18 protein-coding genes are annotated in these 18,164 nt (G+C 61.0%); 6 read left to right on the forward strand and 12 right to left on the reverse strand.

Going from position 1 to position 18,164, the window contains the following annotated elements; translation table 11 throughout:
* Window positions 1-89 precede the first annotated feature (89 nt).
* Both CLU84_RS01110 and CLU84_RS01115 read right to left on the reverse strand, forming a co-directional pair.
* The gene (locus tag CLU84_RS01110; protein WP_099735542.1) at window positions 90-1,310 is read right to left on the reverse strand and encodes an MFS transporter; all 1,221 of its coding nucleotides are present in this window, start codon (window positions 1,308-1,310) and stop codon (window positions 90-92) included.
* A gap of 25 nt (window positions 1,311-1,335) precedes the next feature.
* Window positions 1,336-1,863 carry a RidA family protein gene (locus tag CLU84_RS01115; protein ID WP_233209897.1) on the reverse strand — a complete coding sequence of 176 codons (528 nt, stop codon included), beginning with the start codon at window positions 1,861-1,863 and terminating at the stop codon, window positions 1,336-1,338.
* A gap of 167 nt (window positions 1,864-2,030) precedes the next feature.
* On the opposite strand from CLU84_RS01115, the gene soxR reads away from it, so the two are divergent.
* Window positions 2,031-2,534: a redox-sensitive transcriptional activator SoxR gene (soxR, locus tag CLU84_RS01120; protein ID WP_099735543.1), complete on the forward strand. Its 504-nt coding sequence runs from the start codon at window positions 2,031-2,033 to the stop codon at window positions 2,532-2,534.
* An 18-nt stretch (window positions 2,535-2,552) separates the two neighbouring features.
* Here the strand turns inward: soxR and CLU84_RS01125 are convergent, their stop codons facing one another.
* Window positions 2,553-3,764, reverse strand: a complete 1,212-nt coding sequence (locus CLU84_RS01125; protein ID WP_099735544.1) for an MFS transporter — start codon at window positions 3,762-3,764, stop codon at window positions 2,553-2,555.
* A gap of 95 nt (window positions 3,765-3,859) precedes the next feature.
* On the opposite strand from CLU84_RS01125, the gene CLU84_RS01130 reads away from it, so the two are divergent.
* The gene (locus tag CLU84_RS01130; protein WP_233209898.1) at window positions 3,860-4,594 is read left to right on the forward strand and encodes a TetR/AcrR family transcriptional regulator; all 735 of its coding nucleotides are present in this window, start codon (window positions 3,860-3,862) and stop codon (window positions 4,592-4,594) included.
* A 10-nt stretch (window positions 4,595-4,604) separates the two neighbouring features.
* Entirely contained in the window at window positions 4,605-5,069 is a 465-nt protein-coding gene (locus CLU84_RS01135; protein WP_099735546.1) for a hypothetical protein, read from the forward strand.
* Window positions 5,070-5,144: 75 nt separating this feature from the next.
* Here CLU84_RS01135 and CLU84_RS01140 read toward each other — a convergent pair whose 3' ends face one another.
* A complete protein-coding gene (locus CLU84_RS01140) occupies window positions 5,145-5,354 on the reverse strand; it encodes a hypothetical protein (RefSeq protein WP_099735547.1) in 210 nt (69 codons plus the stop codon).
* A 113-nt stretch (window positions 5,355-5,467) separates the two neighbouring features.
* Entirely contained in the window at window positions 5,468-6,502 is a 1,035-nt protein-coding gene (locus CLU84_RS01145) for a serine/threonine protein kinase (RefSeq protein ID WP_099735548.1), read from the reverse strand.
* A 159-nt stretch (window positions 6,503-6,661) separates the two neighbouring features.
* Here CLU84_RS01145 and CLU84_RS01150 point away from each other — a divergent pair, with 159 nt between their 5' ends.
* Window positions 6,662-7,327 carry a 2'-5' RNA ligase family protein gene (locus tag CLU84_RS01150; protein WP_099735549.1) on the forward strand — a complete coding sequence of 222 codons (666 nt, stop codon included), beginning with the start codon at window positions 6,662-6,664 and terminating at the stop codon, window positions 7,325-7,327.
* Between the two features lie 6 nt (window positions 7,328-7,333).
* Here CLU84_RS01150 and CLU84_RS01155 read toward each other — a convergent pair whose 3' ends face one another.
* The 4 genes from CLU84_RS01155 to CLU84_RS01170 form a co-directional block, all read right to left on the reverse strand.
* Window positions 7,334-7,750 carry an organic hydroperoxide resistance protein gene (locus tag CLU84_RS01155; RefSeq protein WP_099735550.1) on the reverse strand — a complete coding sequence of 139 codons (417 nt, stop codon included), beginning with the start codon at window positions 7,748-7,750 and terminating at the stop codon, window positions 7,334-7,336.
* A 166-nt stretch (window positions 7,751-7,916) separates the two neighbouring features.
* Window positions 7,917-8,312: a hypothetical protein gene (locus CLU84_RS01160; RefSeq protein ID WP_099735551.1), complete on the reverse strand. Its 396-nt coding sequence runs from the start codon at window positions 8,310-8,312 to the stop codon at window positions 7,917-7,919.
* A 4-nt stretch (window positions 8,313-8,316) separates the two neighbouring features.
* Window positions 8,317-9,642 carry a serine hydrolase gene (locus tag CLU84_RS01165; protein ID WP_099735552.1) on the reverse strand — a complete coding sequence of 442 codons (1,326 nt, stop codon included), beginning with the start codon at window positions 9,640-9,642 and terminating at the stop codon, window positions 8,317-8,319.
* Between the two features lie 20 nt (window positions 9,643-9,662).
* Window positions 9,663-10,478 (reverse strand): crotonase/enoyl-CoA hydratase family protein, encoded by an 816-nt coding sequence (locus tag CLU84_RS01170; RefSeq protein ID WP_099735553.1) that lies wholly within the window; start codon window positions 10,476-10,478, stop codon window positions 9,663-9,665.
* A 147-nt stretch (window positions 10,479-10,625) separates the two neighbouring features.
* Between CLU84_RS01170 and CLU84_RS01175 the strand changes: the two genes are divergently transcribed.
* Window positions 10,626-12,746, forward strand: coding sequence for a radical SAM protein (locus tag CLU84_RS01175; RefSeq protein WP_099735554.1), 2,121 nt, complete (start codon window positions 10,626-10,628; stop codon window positions 12,744-12,746).
* Between the two features lie 54 nt (window positions 12,747-12,800).
* Here CLU84_RS01175 and CLU84_RS01180 read toward each other — a convergent pair whose 3' ends face one another.
* On the reverse strand, window positions 12,801-13,649 hold the full coding sequence (locus tag CLU84_RS01180) for a 3-hydroxybutyryl-CoA dehydrogenase (protein ID WP_099735555.1): 849 nt from the start codon (window positions 13,647-13,649) through the stop codon (window positions 12,801-12,803).
* Window positions 13,650-13,845: 196 nt separating this feature from the next.
* Between CLU84_RS01180 and CLU84_RS01185 the strand changes: the two genes are divergently transcribed.
* Window positions 13,846-15,435 carry a GMC family oxidoreductase gene (locus tag CLU84_RS01185; protein ID WP_099735556.1) on the forward strand — a complete coding sequence of 530 codons (1,590 nt, stop codon included), beginning with the start codon at window positions 13,846-13,848 and terminating at the stop codon, window positions 15,433-15,435.
* Here CLU84_RS01185 and CLU84_RS01190 read toward each other — a convergent pair.
* On the reverse strand, window positions 15,419-16,672 hold the full coding sequence (locus tag CLU84_RS01190) for a GGDEF domain-containing protein (RefSeq protein ID WP_099735557.1): 1,254 nt from the start codon (window positions 16,670-16,672) through the stop codon (window positions 15,419-15,421). The two genes, CLU84_RS01185 and CLU84_RS01190, sit on opposite strands and share 17 nt — an antisense overlap.
* 8 nt (window positions 16,673-16,680) lie before the next feature.
* Window positions 16,681-18,132, reverse strand: coding sequence for an AMP nucleosidase (locus CLU84_RS01195; protein WP_099735558.1), 1,452 nt, complete (start codon window positions 18,130-18,132; stop codon window positions 16,681-16,683).
* Between the last annotated feature and the right edge of the window lie 32 nt (window positions 18,133-18,164).

Here is an 18,164-nt window from a genome sequence, read left to right on the forward strand (position 1 = left end):
CGCGATCTTCAAGCCTCTGGTTTTTTCAGTCGAAAAACACATGAAAATTGCCGCTAGCGCTTATCCATAAAGCGCTAGCAGCTATCAATTCAAGAGTTTTTTTGCGTTTGCTGGGCCAGCAAACGGCGATCCCAAAGCACCACGCCCAGCGAGATCAGGCCCAGTAATCCGCCCATGAGGCTGGTGCCGCTCCAGCCATGGTTGAGCCAGGCCCAGGAGCCCAAAGCCGAGCCAATGGAGGCACCCAGAAAATACGTCGTCATGTAGACGGCATTGATGCGCGAGCGCGCCTCGGGTGCGAGCGCGTAGACCACGTTCTGGTTGCTGATGTGCAGCGCCTGCAGCGCGCCATCGACCACCAGCAGACCCAGCATGAACCACCAGATGCTGGTGCCGCCCAGCCACAGACACAGCCAGCCCAGCAGCATGAGCAGAGCCCCCGCCATGGTGGTGGGTTGCTCCAGCCCCTTGTCGGCCAGTCGCCCGGCCACATTGGCCATCAGCGCACCGGCAATGCCGACGATGCCAATCAGGCCGATCATCAAGTCCGAAAGCTGAAAGCCCGGCCCGGCCAGCAGCAGCGCCATGGTGGAAAACAACACGCTCACGGTGGCAAAGCCGGTGCCGCCAATCAGCGCCCGGCTGCGCAGACGTGGGTGCTGGCGCAGCAACTCGCCCAGCGACTTCATGACTGCGCCATAGCTCACCGGGGTGGCTGGAGCGGCCGAGGGCAGGGCGCGCGCCAGCAGTACGGCCATGAGGGCGGTGCTGACGGCACCGACCCAGTACACCGTGCTCCAGCCGCCCAGATCGGACAGAATGCCCGCCACGCTGCGCGAGGCGAGGATGCCGATCAGCAGCCCGCTCATGACCAGCCCCACTGCGCGGCCGCTGGTGCCGGGGGCCGCAAAGGTGGCGGCCATGGGCACCAGAACCTGTGCGGCGACGGAGAACACGCCAGCCATCAAAGTGCCTGCGGCAAGCAGGGCAAAACTGCCTGCAAGGCCGCTGATGCCGGAGAGCAGCATGCCGCAGGCTGCCAGCAGCATGAGGATGAGCACCAGGCGACGGCGTTCCAGCATGTCGCCCAGCGGCACCAAAAACAGCAGGCCCAGGCCATAGGACACCTGCGCCATGGTCACGGTGCTGGAGGCCTGGGCATCGCTGATGTGCAGATGCTGCACCATGGAGTTGAGCAGCGGCTGGTTGAAGTAATTTGCTCCCGCACACAGGCCGCAAGCAGTGGCCATGAGCAGCAGGGTTGTTTTCGAGAGAACCGTCGGAGCCGTGGTCGTGTTGTTTGGTTTCATGAGGCGCGCGGATGGATGTTGCAATTTAGGCCGTGGTGGCCGCTCTGAGAGTCTGAGCCGGTGGCATCGCAAGGGCTGGCTGCGTGGGCGCTGCGACGGGGGCCGCTGCCGTGGCTTCCACTTCGATCAGCATGCCGGGCAGAGCCAGCTTGGGTACGGGGATCAGCGTACAGGCAGGAAAACGCGGTCGCTCGTCGCCGGGTTCGCCACTGCCCCAGTGCTGACGCACGCTGCGTTGCCAATGTTCGAAACGCTCCAGCGAATGATCGACGATCAGCACTGTGAGTTTGAGCACATGGCCCATGTCCGCGCCACCGGCAGCCAGGGCGATCTTGATGTTGGCCAGAGCCTGCGCGGCTTGTTGGGCAAAGCTGTCGGGCAGTTCGGACTGTGCGTCTTCTCCGCCCTGTCCGGAGACGAACAGCCAGCGCAGAGGTTCCTGGACTGTGACTACATGGGTGTAGCCGTTTGGGCTGCAGTCATAAAGACCGGCGGGTTGCAGGTATTGCGCTTGTGTGCGGAGCTGGGGGGTGATGCTGGGCATGGAGTCCATGGAAGTCCTTCGGGAAAACCTGCTCCGGCGAAGCCCTGCAAAGAGCGGGCTTTTGGCCGGAAGATGTTTTGCATTGTTCAACCTCAACTAAGCTTGAGGTCAAGTGTTTTGTAAGACCACTTCGGATTGCGGCGATAGCACGCCAGTCATGAACAGCAAGGAGAAATATGGGACCGACAGTGCAATGTGAAGAGGGGGCTGATTCGGCGGAGTGCAACAGCCGCCATCTGCCGGAGGCCGATGGGTTGCAGGAGCTGAGCGTGGGCGAAGTGGCCAGCCGCAGCGGCGTGGCGGTATCTGCTTTGCACTTTTATGAGAAGCAGGGATTGATTGCGAGTGCGCGCACTGCTGGCAATCAGCGCCGCTATGCCCGCGCGGTGCTGCGACGGGTGGCGGTGATCAAGGTGGCACAGCGCATGGGCATTCCGCTGGCCGAGATTGCACAGGCGCTGGCGCATCTGCCCGGCAACCGCGTGCCCGGCAAAAGGGATTGGGCTAGCTTGTCGTCGCACTGGAAGGGCCAGCTTGATGAGCGCATTGCCACGCTGACCCAGCTCAGGGACCAGCTCGACTCCTGCATAGGCTGTGGTTGTCTTTCCCTCAAGGTCTGCCCGCTGCGCAATGAGCAGGATTGCCTGGCCGGGCAGGGGGCCGGTCCGCATTTCCGGTAAGCGGCTTTAGAGTGGCTCTTAGTTGCGTGGAATAGGCAGAACGCGGGCGCGCAGGCAAAGCAGGCCTAACAAGGCGGTCAGCAGGCCCAGGCAGGTGCAAAAGCCGATCAGGGCTCCCGTCAGGCCGATATGGTCTGACAGCCAGCCCATGCCCAGAATGGGAACAATCGTGCCCACATAGCCCATGACCAGATAGGTGGACAGCAGGCCGGTACGGTTGGCCGGTTTGGAGACTTTGTTGACGATGGACATGCCCGCCAGATTGCACAGCGCATGGCCGCAGGCCATGCTCATCACGCAGAGAACAAACAGCGCCGTCGAGCCCGCAAAGCTGTTGACGATGAGTAATGCATTGGTGGCCGTCAGCGCGAAAAAGCCGACGATGGCCACGCTTTTGGTGGCGTACGGGCGTGCAATCAACTGAATGCCGGCAGACAGAAACAGGATGATACCGATCGAGAGGCCAGAAACGGCCGGGCCATGCCAGGGCACCATTTTTGCCATGAAACTGGGGGCCATGGCGGCAAACAGACTGAACATGCCAAAGGCGGAAAACGCAGCCATGCAGCCCAGAGCGTAGTGATAAAGAAAGGGCTTGCGCGGCTGGGAGATGCTGGGCAGAACATCTTTGAGAGACAGGCGGGCTACATCGCTGAAAGAAGGCTCTGAAGCTGCTGGCAGCTTGATCTGAAACAGGGCGTAGATGCCCAGAAAGCTCAGCGCAATGGGGGGCAGATAGCTGGTGAGCAGTGGATGTGGCACCCATTGCGCCATCAAGCCGCCAACCACGGGGCCGAGGCCAAAGCCAAAGGCAATCGTCAGGCTGGTAGTTGCGGCAGCGCGCTGCAAGTCGCCTTTGTTGTTGAGCTGGGTCATGCCCACCGAGGCTGATGTTGTGATCAGCCCGGACGCCAGACCAATGATGAAGCGGCATACGCCCAGGCTGATGGCATTCCAGGCCATGGCCGAGCCCATGACGCCCACCGTCATGATGATCAGCCCCATGCGCAGCACCTTCAGAAAACCAAAGCGGTTCGTCAGGCGTCCCAGAAACAGCAGGCTGATCAGCGCGCCCAGCATATAGGTCACGAAGATCTGTGTGATGTGGCTGGGCTGCAGCCCCCAGGCCTGCTGGTAGAGGGGGTAGAGCGGGCTGGCAAGGGCGGTGCCCATGACGCCTACGCACATGGAAAAGCACACCCAAGCATAGGGGCTCAGACGAGATTGCATTTTGGAACTACTTGGTAAGACAGGCGTTTTGCGTACCCTGCATGGGGAAATCAGCTTGACCTAAAATTATTAAAAATGACTTTTTGGTCAACTTTATGAATTCTAGAAAAGGATTTCAGCACATGGTCGAGGCTGATGCATCTGCCCCTTGCACAGACCCGGATATTGGCAATGTCGCGCAGGCCAGACGTCGCACGCGCGGCCCCAGTCTCGACAAGACGGCGCAGACCCGCCAGCAAATTGCCGAGGCTGCGCTGGCTGAGTTTGTCGAGGTTGGCGTAGCCCGCTGCACCATGGATCGCATTGCGCGCCGCGCCCAGGTAGCCAAGGGCACGCTGTACCTGTACTACCCGTCTAAGGACGAATTGCTGCGCGGGGTGGTTGAGCATGCGCTCAGGCACTCGGCCGTCTATACGGCGCTCCAACGAAAAAAGGGTGAGACCGTGCGCGCCTTTTTGCGCCGCAGCTTGCTGCCTACGATGGATGCGGTGGAAAACAGCGAGCGCGGCCTTCTGGCGCGGCTGGTGCTCAGCGAAGCCAGTCACGCTCCCGAGCTGGCTCGGCTCTACAAAGAGCTGGCTTTTGATGCATGGCAAACCTATGTGCAGGACTTGCTGACGCTGGCGGTGAAGGAGGGGGAACTCAAGACCCGTTCCGTCAGTCGCAGCGCACAGTTGCTGGCCAGCCCGTTCTGGATGGCGCTGGTGCACAACAGTCTGCTGGCCCCTGATGCACCGCAGAAGCTGGCGCTCAAGCCACTGGTCGAGCTACTGATTGATAACCTTTTTTCCAGATCGGCGGGCGACAATGCAAACGTTAAAAGCCAATGAGCGAGCTGTTATGAAAACTGCCTTGAAGATCACCGGGAAAGCAGGCCTGAGCGCCACTCTGGCTGCGCTGCTGCTGATGGCGCTGCCCGGTTGCAGCTCCGTGGGTGCTGGCATTGGCGTTGGTATTCCGGTTGGGCCTTTCTCCGTTGGTGTGGGTCTGGGGAGTGGAGGCCTTAGCGCAGGCGTAGGCACAGGCCTTGGCCCGGTGGGCGTAGGTGTTGGAGTCAATCAGAGCGGGCAGGTTCTGGGCAGTGCCGGTGTGGGCGCATCCACAGGCGTGGGCGGTGCCAGCGTAGGTGTCGGCGTTGGTACTTCGACGGTGCTGCATGACCCGAATAGACCTCAAGCGGCCGATGTGCAGGCTGCACCAGTTTCAGCACCTGTTTCCGCTCCTGTACAGGGCGGTGAGGCCGTGCAATGGCGTGATGCGAGAGGGCAGCTTGTGCCCGAATGCCGTGTGCAGGGGCGCTGCTAAAACTATCTAAAGCAAAAAGAAACGGGCCACTGAGGCCCGTTTCTTTTGCTGCTGACTTTGCAAAATTGATGCTGCTTAGTGCTGGTGCTTCATGTGTGCGATGAAGGGAGCCTCTTCTGCAATGAAATGCTGAAATGGCGTGGCAACCGGGTCAAACGCGCGAATGCTGGGTGCAGGCCTGGAGCGGCTTGCCATGCCGCTGTTGTTGGCATTGGCATTGTGGCGCGATCTGATCACCAGACCGGCGCAGTCGTCATGGTCGTTCAGGATGCTGTTGGAGCCCATTGATGGATTTGCTGACATTGCGGCTGTAACGACGCCGGCCATCAAAAAAGCCCAGTCCGTGGGTCACAGACTGGGCTTGAAAGGCATGGATTGCATTGGGTTGAGCGATGGGTTCAGGCGTATAGCGGCTCTTGCTGCATGGCTTCGATCTGCTCGTTGAGCATGCCGACCTGACCCTGCCAGTAATCCAGCGTGCCAAACCATGGGAAGTTGATGGCGAAGATCGGGTCTTGCCAGCGGCGCGCCAGCCAGGCACTGTAGTGCAGCAGGCGCAGGGTGCGCAGTGGCTCGATCAGGGCCAGCTCGCGCCGGTCAAAGCTGCGGAACTGTTCATAGCCTTCCAGCAGGGCTGAGAGCTGCTGGGTCTGCTGGCCTCGGTCGCCCGAAAGCAGCATCCACAGGTCCTGCACGGCGGGGCCGCTGCGGGCGTCGTCCAGATCGACAAAGTGCGGGCCGCCGTGACCCTCGTCGTCCAGTGGCGTCCAGAGAATATTGCCGGGGTGGCAGTCACCATGCAGGCGAATGGCGGTGGCAGATTGCAAGCCAAAACGGCCTGCAGCGCTTAATCCATCAGCGGCAGGTGCTATTAAAGACAAAGCTTTCTCGCAGGCCTGTTGCCAGCGGTTGCGCACTTCCAGCGCCACGACTTCCTGCTCCAGCAGGTAGTTCATGGATTCGTAGCCAAAGCTTTTCAGATTGAGCGCCGGGCGATGGGCAAAGGGCTGGGTGGCACCCACGGTGTGAATGCGGGCCAGAAAGCGGCCAATCCACTCCAGCACCTCCCAGTCATCCAGCTCTGGCCTGCGGCCGCCGCGCCAGGGGCTGACGCTGAACAGAAAGCCGCTGTGCTCGTGTACGGTCTGGCCTTGCAAAACCAGCGGGGCGACCACGGGCACTTCCTTGTCAGCCAGCTCTTGCGAGAAGGCATGCTCCTCCTCAATCTGCGCGCGGCTCCAGCGGGCTGGACGGTAGAACTTGGCCACGACCTTGTCGCCATCATCCAGATGCGCGAGATAGACGCGGTTTTCATAGGAGCTGAGGGCCGTGAAGCGTCCATCCGGCACAAGGCCCGTGCTGCACAGCGCATCCATCACGCAATCCGGCGTGAGGTCTGCATAGGGGTGAGAGGGGTCTTGGGTATCGCTCATGCCAGCATTGTCATGCGCAAACCGGCCCGTTTTGGCTGGATGGGATTGCCTTCATACGCTCAGTGCTGCTTTTGTTTTGCTAGCGGCTGGCGCTTGTCTGCACTGGTCTAGCTGATCAAAAGACTCTTGCTTTGCACTGAAGCTGGCACACTCGCTGTCATGGATACGAGCCCAGAACTGTCAGAGCCCTGTGAGGATAGAGATTTTGCCGAATGGCATCAGGGCTGCCCGTGGTGCGCCGTCTGGGTGGTGATGCTGGAAGATGCGGCGCTTGCGCAAGTGCTGCAGCAGGCCAGAGCCGGACTGGGTGATGCCTTGTTGCCGCGCTATGCGCGCCAGCCGCATATCACGCTGGCCTATCGCGGGCTATGCCAGGGCGGCGCTGCACATATAGCGCAGGAATATGACGCACAGGCGTTGCGGGCTGATGTGGCTTTGCTGCAAAAATTGAAGCAGCAACCCTTTGCTGTGCAAATAGCTGAGCCGCATAGCTTTACCACCGTGCCGTATCTGAGAGTGAAGGGTGACGTGCCCGCTTTGCAGCGCCTGCATGCAGCGCTGGTGCCCCAGGAGCCTGCGCCAGACTGGCGCTATCTGCCCCATGTGACCATTGGCCACTATGCCAAGCAACGGCCTTTGCGCGAGATGCTGAAGCATTTGGAGGCGTTGGGGCAGGGCTTGCCCGAAATCACGGTCACGCAGCTGGCGCTGGCTCGCTATGCGAGCGCAGATATTGCCGGCCCGCTGACGCTGGAAGGTGTCTTTGAGCTGGGCACCGGGCGCTACGTTGCAGCCCCCGATGCCCTGTGGCGTGACTTTGCCTAGCGGGTTTTAGGCGAGAGTCAGCGTCACGTCGATGTTGCCGCGTGTGGCGTTGGAGTAGGGGCAGACCTTGTGAGCAGCGTCCACCAGTTGCTGGGCAGCGGCCTTGTCCATACCGGGCAGGCTGATCTTCATGCGCACGGCGATGCCGAACACTTCACCCACGGGGCCCAGATCCACTTCAGCGTCCACAGACAGGTCGGCGGGCAGAGTCACGTTCTGGCGAGGAGCCACAGCCTTCATGGCACCGATAAAGCAGGCGGAGTAGCCGGCAGCAAACAGCTGCTCGGGGTTGGTGCCCTTGCCAGCGCCGCCGGGGGAGGTCAGCTGGATGTCCAGACGGCCATCATCCGTGCGCGAAGCGCCTTCGCGGCCGCCGGTAGTGTGTGCGTGTGCGGTGTACAGAACCTTGTCGAGTTGGGCCATGTTGATCTCCTTGGGTTGGTGAAAGGCATACGCTAACCCATGTTGATGACGCCAGCCGTCTGCAGGGGTGAGGGCGCTTGTGCGGAGAATGCATGAATCTGCATCAAATCTGCCGCTAGCGCTTTTATATCAAGCGCATGTAGCTATCATTTCTGTTAATTCGACCTCAGTCATCGTAGGGAAGATTTTCGGGGTCTGCGTCCACAAAATCCGGCGCTGGCGTGCTGTGCAGTTGCAACGCCCAGATATCCGTGTGGCCCTGTGCCAGCCGCTTGACGGCGCGGTGCATGCCGTCCATCAGCCGGCCTTCGGCGTCGAGCAGGATGGGGTAGGCGGTGTCGGCCGCCTCGACCAGCTTTAGGTGCTCGGCAATCGCGCGGGGTGTGGGCTCGTCGCCCGGCTCGCTGAACCAGTAGCGCTGATCCAGCTCGGCAATCTCAGACAGCGCAATCCAGCGCGGCTGTACTTGTTGCTGGGCGGCCAGAGCGATGAGCTTGCGCACATCCCAGGCCAGCAGCCCTTGCGGGCTGGGGCGAAGGTGGTATTGGGGGCGTAGATTCACGCCCTCATTGTTTCATGAGCGTATCGGCCAGTGCCTGGTACATGGGCAGGCTGGTCGGGTCTATGCCGGCGTTGCCAGCAATCGGGTGCGACGCATAGCGCACCACCACCATCTGGGCCTTGGGGTCGATATAGATGGCCTGGCCATGAATGCCGCGTGCCATATAGGCACCGTTGGGGTTGTGCGAGACCCACCACATATTGCGGTAGGACCAGCCGGGCAGCGTGGTGTAGCCTGCCTTGACGAACTGGGCCGGATCGGCACCGCGGCGTATATCGTCCACCACGGCCTTGGGCAGCACCTGCTGGCCGTTGGCGGTGCGGCCGTTGTTGCGCATCATCTCGCCAAATCTGGCCAGGTCGCGCAGCGTAGTGTTCAGCCCGCCGCCACCCGACTCGGTGCCAATGCGGTCGACCATGAAATAGGCGTCCTGCTCGGCCCCGATGCGGCTCCAGATGCGCTCGGACAGCAACTGGGCCAGCGACTTGCCGCTGGCGCGGCGAACAATCCATGCCAGTACTTCGGCATTGACGGTCTTATAGGCAAAGGCCTGCTTGTGCTCGCCCTCTTTCTGCAGGGTCTGCAGAAAGTCATAAAAGCTCTTGGGCCCCGCGTAATCCTTGCCCTGCGGCATCATGCCGCCCGCACGGGCGTAGTCCCAGACTTCGGCCTTGGGGTCGGCGTAGTTTTCGGAGTACTTCACGCCAATCGTCATGTCCATGACTTCCCGTACCGTGGCATCGCCATAGGCGGTGTTCTTCAGCTCGGGCAGATAGTCGGTGACCAGCGCTTCAGGTTTGATGCTGCCGTCATGCGCCAGAAGCGTAGCCAGCGTGCCCACAAAAGATTTGGTGACTGACATGGCCAGGTGCGGGCGCTGCGGCTCCAGTGCGCCCAGGTATTTCTCATAGACGACCTTGCCCTTGTGCATCACCAGAATGCCGTCGGTGTAGTTGCGGTCAAGCGACTGGGCGAAGGTCAGCTCCTCGCCTGTGCCCATGACCTTGAAGCGCACGTTATCCAGATTCACCGGGGCTGCACGCAAGGCGCTGGGCGCGCCCGGGCCGCGCCAGACATTGCTGGTGGGCACGATTTCGCGGATATGGGAGAACGTCCAGCGGATGCGTGGAAAGGTGTTGCCAACAGGGTTGTCGAAGGTGATGAGCTTGTCTGCCGCAGGCGGAAAGCCCTGCATCCAGCCCAGAGCCTGCACCGTGGTGCTGGCCGGGTCAGGCAGCGCGGGGGCTGCAGTCTGTGCAGATGCTGCAGAAACAATAGCTGTCAGCGCAAATGGAATAAGCGCTTGACGGGAATATTTCTTGAAATTCATGAAAACCTCTTCGGCTGGGTTTATCTGCCCGTAAAACGTGCGGGGCGTTTTTCAATGAAGGAGCGCACGCCTTCGGCCGCATCTTCGCTGTGGGACAGGCGCTGCTGCACGGGAATGAAGTCGGCTACGGCGGCGGCCTGACCCAGCTCGATGGCCTTGAGCACATTGAGGCGTGTGGCCACCACGGCTTGCGGAGCTTGCAGGGAGATACGTTCTGCAATGCGAAAGGCTTCGTCCAACTCTTGCCCAGTGGGCACGACCTTTTGTACGAAATTGCAGCGATAGGCTTCTGCCGCATCAAAGGGGTCGCCCGTCAGCAGGTGCAGCATGGCATTGCCCACGCCTGCGCGCTCGGCCATGCGCAGGGTGGCACCGCCGGTGGGCATGATGCAGCGCTGCACTTCCATCTGCGCGAAGCGGCAGTCGTCAGCGGCGACCACAATATCCGCGCCCAGCATCAGCTCGATGCCGACGGTAAAGCAGATGCCTTTGACGGCAGCCACCATGGGTTTGGCACGGCGGCGGTAGCCGGGAAGGCCGTAGTCATGCGGCTCCACCAGCCCGGGTGGGATGACTTTCTGGCCGGTTTTCATGAACTCGGCGATAAGGGGCAGATCAAGCCCCGCCGTGAAATGTTCGCCAAAGGCGTGGAGCAGGCCTACGCGCAGCTCGGGGTCATCGTCCAGCCGGGTGTAAGCCTGGGCCAGTTGCTGGAACATGGCCGGCGTCCAGCCATTGCGCTTGGCTGGGCGGTTGATGCCGATCAGCAGCACATGGCCACGAACTTCACAGGAAATACAGCCCTCTGGCGGTGGGCTGGGAATGTCGATTTGCATGGTGAATCTCCTGCGCAAAACGATAGACCGCAGCGCTTGCGGCAGCAGTCGCGTACAGGACGATTCATCGCCTGCAGTGCTAGGTGTTAACGCCAGCGCCTTGCACGCAGCTATGCTTTGGGCGTGATCCCACGAATTGGAAAAAAGATGCCAGAAGCGCCGCACCGCCAACTGTTCAGAGACTATCCGCTGGATGGCGCGCTGCTGCGTTTCCACCCGGCAAGCGGAACCAGCATCCGCATTGAAAATGCGCAAACCCGGCATCTGCAGCGCGTTGCGCCCCGGGTGGCCATGTTTGGCATTACCAATAAATGCAATCTGAGCTGCGATTTCTGCTCACGCGATGTGCAGCGCGAGAGCGCATGGACACTCGATTCCGCTGCGCAGGTGCTGCAAGATCTGAGTGCTGCCGGTGTGCTGGAGGTGGCGTTTGGCGGCGGCGAGCCATTTGCCTTTCGCGGCTTTGCCGATCTGGTGCAGCAATTGCATGAAACCACGCCGCTGGCGCTGAATGTCACCACCAATGGTCTGCTGATTCGACCCGGAACATTTGCGGCATATGCGGGCTGCCTGGGGCAGGTGCGCATCTCTCTTTATGAGGACCCGCGCTGGCGCGATACGGCGCAGGTTTTGTCTAGCTATGGGCAGAGATGGGGTGCCAATCTGCTGGTAGATGCGGCAGCGCTGAAGACGCTGCCCAGTCTGCTGGCGGAGCTGACAGCACTGGGTTGCCACGATGTGTCGCTGCTGTCGTATATCGGCGCCGATATGCACAGGCATCTGACGGCGCAGGGGCGGCTGCAACTGGCGGCCATCGTGCAGGATGCGCCGCTGCCCTGCCGCCTGTCGGTGTGCTTTGGCAATACCGTGCCTTTGCCCCGTTTGTTTGATGGAGCGGACGGCAGCGGGGACTGCGGGGCGGGCGTGGATTTTGTATCCATCACCCCCGATCAGCGTATGCAGGGCTGCTCGTTTCACGACGGAGGTCTGCCCGCGCGCAATGCGCAAGAGATTTTGGCGGGCTGGCAGCATCAGCGCTCGCGTCTGGCGCAGCCCAGCCTGCGCCATGGCTGCGCGGGCCGCAAACGGGCTGGCTTGCTGCACGCGCAGCGCGCCCACTCCGAGCCATCCATACGGGTGTGGCAGGCGTTTTCTGGCAATAACAGTGGCGAATGCGTGATGGTGGCTAAGTTCGACACCATTAGCGACGCCAACAGCTATCTGGCGCAGCTGCTGCCAGCCTGGAAGCCGGAAGCAGACTATGCACCTGAATGGCAGCAACTCTTTCAGGCGCAGGCCGTGGCCGGGCCGGGGCTGGCCTATGGCGAGATGCCGCGTGACTTGCTGGCCATTGGCCGATCGGTGCTGGCAATGGGTTACGGTCTGGAAGATCAGTTCCCCGAGCTGCGGGCGCTGGCCTGGAAGCAGGGTGCAGCGTCGATGTCCGGTGGCATACACAGCCATGAGGTGACGCTGCTGGCGGCGGTGCGCACCGCCAGTGCCGATGAGGCCCGCAAGCTCGCCGCCGTTGAATGGGCGGATGAATTTCAGGCTCGGCCGTTTATTTATGGCGATACGCTGTTGCTGGTCATGGGGCTGATGGGGCAAGAGGGCGAGCTGGAGGCCTGCAAACGCAGTCTGGAAGCCTTGGCGGATGGGCGCCCGCTGGCCGTTGAAGTGCACTCTGACATTGTCAGCAGCGAGAGCATGCTGGAGGTGATGAAGCGATTGGGCGCGCAAATCCACCAGACGCCGAGACTGGTGCTGCAGTTCTGGGGCGGAGACCCTGCTGTGGCTCAGAAAAAAGCCGCACATTTTGCCCAGAGGGTGACTGAGGCTGAAGTGACGGTGGCTGCTGCCTGTGTGCTGATCTCAGGCCTGAGCCGGCGCAAGCGGCTTGCGGTGCTGGCGTATCGCCAGGGGGCGACTGTCGGGGCTCTGGATGCTGCCGAGTTGCAGGTGAGTGCGCGGCTCGTGTTGCCTGAGCTGCCCAAGCAAAAGGGCAAGCGTGCGGTGCAGCCCTTAATTGACATTGAGCTATTGCAGGATGAACTGCGACTAAGTTTGTGGCCCGGTGTGCCGCTGCAGGTGGAGCAGGGCTACCGAGGCGCAGCCCAGGTGCGTGTGACCAGCACTCAGCCTGAGCGGGTACTGGAGACTTTGAAGCAAGCGGCGCAAAGACTGGGGGCCACAACCCATTTCTGGGTCAGTGAGCCTCAGGCTCTGGCGATGTCGGTGCGCCGCCTGCTGGCAGAGGTTCGGAAGTAGTGTGAGCGGGCCTTGCTGGCCCCTCGACCTCCTGAGCGTGCCAGTGATCGCAGATCAGTAGGTGTAGACGCCCTGACCGGTCTTGCGGCCCAGACGGCCGGCGGCCACCATTTCGCGCAGCAGGAAGCAGGGGCGGTACTTGCTGTCGCCGAATTCCTTGAGGTAGACCTCCATCACGGCCAGGCACACGTCCAGACCAATCATGTCGGCCAGAGCCAGCGGGCCGATGGGCTGGTTGCAGCCCAGCTTCATGCCTGCGTCTATGTCTTCGGCGCTGGCCGTGCCTTCGCTCAGCACCTGGAAGGCTTCGTTGATCATGGGCACCAAAATGCGGTTGACCACAAAGCCGGGCGCGTTCTTGACGGTGATCGGTGACTTGCCCAGTGCTTCAGCCATGGCCTTGACCGCGTCGTGCGTTGCGTCAGAGGTCTGCAGGCCGCGAATGATCTCCACCAGCGCCATCATGGGCACGGGGTTGAAGAAGTGCATGCCGATGAAGCGGTCGGCGCGCTGCGTGGCGGCGGCCAGCTGGGTGATGGAGATGGACGAGGTGTTGGTGGCCACGATGACTTCGGGGGCGACCAGCGCATCGACCTGCTTGAGGATCTTGACCTTGAGCTCGTAGTTCTCGGTGGCGGCTTCGATCACCAGCTGGGCGGACTTCAGGTCGTCGTAGCTGGTCGAGACTTTGATGCGGGACAGCGCTGCGGCCTTGTCAGCTTCACTGATCTTTTCTTTCTTGATCAGGCGGTCCAGGCTGCCTGCAACGGTAGCCAGACCTTTTTGCACGGCGGCGTCAGAGATGTCGACCATCACCACATTGATGCCCGACACGGCGCACGCCTGTGCGATGCCGTTGCCCATGGTGCCTGCGCCGATGATGCCTACAGTTTGGATTGCCATAATTTTTGTCTCCATTCGGATAAGTGCGATTGAACGGGAAAATGGTATCCCGGTTCTGAGCGGGTTTGGCCCTAGTCGGGCATCTGTGGCGTGATATGCACCTGCAGGGGCTGAAAAATTTCCGCACGACCGTGTTATTGCGCATTCCAGCGCTGGGGCAGATTCTCCAGAATGAGCGCTCAAAGCGGGAGGCTCTATGCGCGACTATGTGGTGATCGGCGGCGGCTCGGCAGGTTCGGTACTGGCGGCACGCCTGAGTGAAAATCCGGCTGTCAGCGTTACGCTGCTGGAGGCTGGGGGCGAAGACAAAAGTGTGCTGATTCACTGTCCTGCCGGGCTGGCGCTGGTCGCCAAGCAAAAAACGCTGAACTGGGCCATGGAGACCGTGCCTCAGCCCGGACTGAATGGTCGCAAGGGCTACCAGCCGCGCGGCAAGGTGCTGGGGGGCTCCAGCTCCGTCAATGCCATGATTTATTCGCGTGGCCAGCCTGCGGACTATGAATATTGGAGCACTCAGGGTAATACCGGCTGGGGCTGGAGCGATGTTTTGCCTTATTTTCAGAAGTCCGAATGCAACACGCGTGGCGCGGATGCGCTGCATGGCGGCAGCGGCCCACTGCATGTGTCCGACCTGCGTGACCCCAATCCGCTGGCGCAGGCCTTTGTGCGCGCAGGCGTGCAGGCAGGCCATGCGCACAACAGCGATTTCAACGGGCTCAATCAGGAAGGCGTAGGCCTGTATCAGGTCACGCACCACAACGGCGAGCGCTGCAGCGCGGCCAAGGCGTATCTGACGCCGGTGCGCGGCAGGCCCAATCTGCAAGTCATCACCGGTGCGCAGGTGCTGCGGGTGCTGATGGAGGGGCGCAAGGCGGTAGGCGTGGAGTATGTGCAGGGCGGACAGGTGCAGCAGCTGCGTTGCAACCGCGAGGTCTTGCTGTGCGCTGGCGCGCTGCAGTCACCGCAGCTGCTCATGCTTTCTGGCATTGGGCCGGGCGAGCATTTGCAGCAGATGGGAATTGAGGTGGCACATGATCTGCCTGGCGTGGGCGAGCATCTGCATGATCACCCGGATGTGGTACAGGTGGTGAATGGCTCGCAGCTGACGGACAGCTTTGGTATCTCGCTGACAGGTCTCAAAAACGTCTGGCAGGGCGTGAGCCGCTGGCGCAATGAGCGCAGAGGCATGCTGACCAGCAATTTTGCGGAGGCGGGCGGTTTTATCCGCAGTCAGCCACAAGCGGTGACCCCTGATCTGCAGCTGCATTTTGTGGTCGGCAAGCTGCTGGACCACGGGCGCAAGACGGTGCTGGGTCACGGCTACTCCTGTCATGTTTGTATCTTGCAACCCAAGAGCCGAGGGCGGGTGAGGCTGGCGGCGAATGAGGCGCGGACCTTGCCGTTGATAGACCCCGCCTTCTTTGCCAATGCCGACGACATGCAGCGCATGGTGCGCGGCGTGCATCGCATGCGTGATATTCTGAGTCAGCCGGCGCTGGCTGGGCTGGGTGGGAATGAGCTGGAGCATTCAGCGCAGGCGCGCAGCGATGCGGAGATTGAGCAGTTCATCCGCAGCTACGGCGACACCATCTACCACCCCGTAGGAAGCTGTCGCATGGGGCCGGGGCCGCTGGATGTCGTGGATGCCCAGTTGCGCGTGCATGGCGTCCAGGGGCTGCGAGTGATCGATGCCTCCATCATGCCGCGTATTGTGAGCGGTAATACCAATGCGCCCACCATCATGATTGCCGAGAAGGCGGCGGACTTGATCAAATTGACGGCGTAGTGGGCGATTTAAACGGACGTTCAAGCCCCGGAGGACAGAGTTGACTCTTCCCCGTCTTGAGACGGGGGGGCAGGGTGATGAATTCAGTGCGTCCGCGCCCCAGTTTTTTGGCCTGCTGCAAGGCGATGTCTGCCTGCTTGGTTAGCTCTTCCAGCTTCAGACCTTCCCATGCGCTGGGGGCAAGTGCGCAGCCGGCACTGAAGTCTAGATCGACCTGCAGCTCATACTGAGCACCCATCTGAATGGCTGACTTGATACGGGTGAGCAGTGCGCGTGCCCCTATCAGGTCTGCATGAACCATCAGGCAGAAAGACTCGCCTTGCCAGCGAGCGACTACCTCGTCGCCACGCATCTGTTTTTTCAGTGCGCGAGACATCAACTGCAGGGCTTCATCACCAGTTTGATACCCATGACGCTTGTTGACGCGGGAGAAATGATCCATGTCGATCAGAATCACCGCCAGAGGCAGATTTTCGCGCAGTGAGCGGTGGAGCATGAAGCGTGCCTGGCCCTTGATCGCCTGGCGCAACGGCAAGCCTGTCAAATTGTCTTCGGGTGCATCGGCCTGCTGCAGGCGCAGTTCTTCATCACGGCAGGCCATCAGTATCGACACGAAACACAGGCCGCTGAAGACTGGCATTAACCAATACAGCGTGCTGTGTGTACTGGGTTCCGTCGCAAAGCTGATCAGCCACGAGGCATGCAGTGCGGAGTAAGCATTGGTTATCAGGTTCAGTGCAATGCACAGACCAGCACCAAAGAAAAGATAGCGCCACGCTTTGGCAACCTTGGTACGGGGGTAGAGAGCCATGCTGATCACGGCAATGAGACTCAGGCCATAACCGATGTCGAACCATACCACCTGGTAAGGCTTGCTTTGAATCAGCGCCATGACACCTGCCAGCGTCAGGATGCACAAGACAGGCAAAGCCATGGTGAGTGCTTTGCAGCGTTGTCCTAACCAGCCTTTCATTGCCTTGTGCAATTGCCATAGAGCACCCAGTGAGGCGGCCGTTGCGGATGTAGACAGCAGTGCATTCCAGCCAAAGGTAGCGACTTGCCCCGCGCCGAATATGAGCAGCCAAGAGAGCCCCTGCAGCAACAGAAATTGTTGAGCATTGCGGGCGGGGCGGCTCATTTTCTGGCTTTGGCCCATGAACCATGGCAGGGCAAAGGCGATCGTCATGAGATTCACGGCCACCATGAGAGCCATGGAAAACTGATCTACATCGTGCATGAAGGCGATTATTGGAAGGCCACTTCGTCAAAGCTGCGTAGTTTGCGACTATGCAGTCGATCGGAGCCACCTTCTCGCAGAATCTCTACTGCACGCATGCCGATGCGCAGGTGCTGATCAACGCGTTCGCGGTAAAAATGATTGGCCATGCCGGGCAGCTTGATTTCGCCATGCAGCGGCTTGTCGCTCACGCACAGCAAGGTACCGTAGGGCACGCGGAAGCGGAAACCATTGGCGGCAATGGTGGCCGACTCCATGTCCAGCGCCACGGCGCGGCTCTGGCTGAAGCGGCGCTGGGGCAGGTTGTCAGGCAGCAGCTCCCAGTTGCGGTTGTCGGTGCTGGCCACGGTGCCGGTGCGCATGATGCGCTTGAGGTCGGGGCGCTCCATCTGTGTGACATCCGCCACGGCCTGCTGCAGGGCGACCTGAATTTCGGCCAGAGCCGGAATCGGTACCCACAGCGGCAGCTCTTCGTCCAGCACATGGTCCTCGCGCACATAGGCGTGGGCTAACACATAGTCGCCCAGTTGCTGGCTGTTGCGCAGGCCTGCGCAGTGGCCCAGCATCATCCATGCATGGGGGCGCAGCACGGCGATGTGATCGGTAATGGTTTTGGCATTGGCCGGGCCTACGCCGATGTTGACCATGGTGATGCCGCTGTTGTCGGCGCGCACCAAGTGGTAGCCGGGCATTTGCGGCAGGCGGGGCGGTGCGGTTCCCAGCTCGTCCACGGCTTCGGCAGGCAGGCCTTTGCGGCGCGTGATGACGTTGCCGGGCTCGACAAAGGCGATGTAGTCGCTGTCCTCATTGGCCATCTCGGCATGGCCCAGACGGATGAATTCGTCGATATAGAACTGGTAGTTGGTGAACAGCACAAAGTTCTGGAACCACTCGGGTGCCGTACCTGTGTAGTGGCGCAGGCGGTGCAACGAGTAATCCACACGCGGAGCGGTAAACAGCGATAGCGGCAGGGCCTCGCCCGGATGGGGGCGCCAGGTGCCGTTGGCAATGCCGTCATCCATCGATTCCAGATCAGGCAGATCAAACACATCGCGCATCAGCATGCGGCGCTCGGGTGAGAGGGAGCCTTCGATATGGTCGTTATCGGCAAACGAGAAATGAATCGGGATGGGCTTGTCGCTCAGGCCAACCTCGATAGCTACCTGGTGATGCAGGATGAGCAGACGCAGCTGCTCGCCGAAGTAGCTGGCGAAGAGATCGGGTCGGGTCAGCGTGGCTTCATAGGTGCCGGGGCCTTCCACAAAGCCATAGGTCAGTTTGGTGTCGGCGTGGGCCACGGTGGTGGTCTTGATGCGCACAAACGGGTAATAGGCGTGGACCGGCGCTGCAGGCGTTTCACCCGCCACAAAGCGCTGCATGGCGGCGCGCAGATGATCGATTTGCTCTCGGTACAACTGCTGCACATGAGCCAGAGCCTGGGGTGCATCGGTATGAAACATGCTGCTGCTTTTATGGGAGGGAGTCGATGTAT

This window comes from Comamonas sp. 26, from assembly GCF_002754475.1.
In the GTDB taxonomy this organism is placed as follows: Bacteria; Pseudomonadota; Gammaproteobacteria; order Burkholderiales; family Burkholderiaceae_C; genus Comamonas.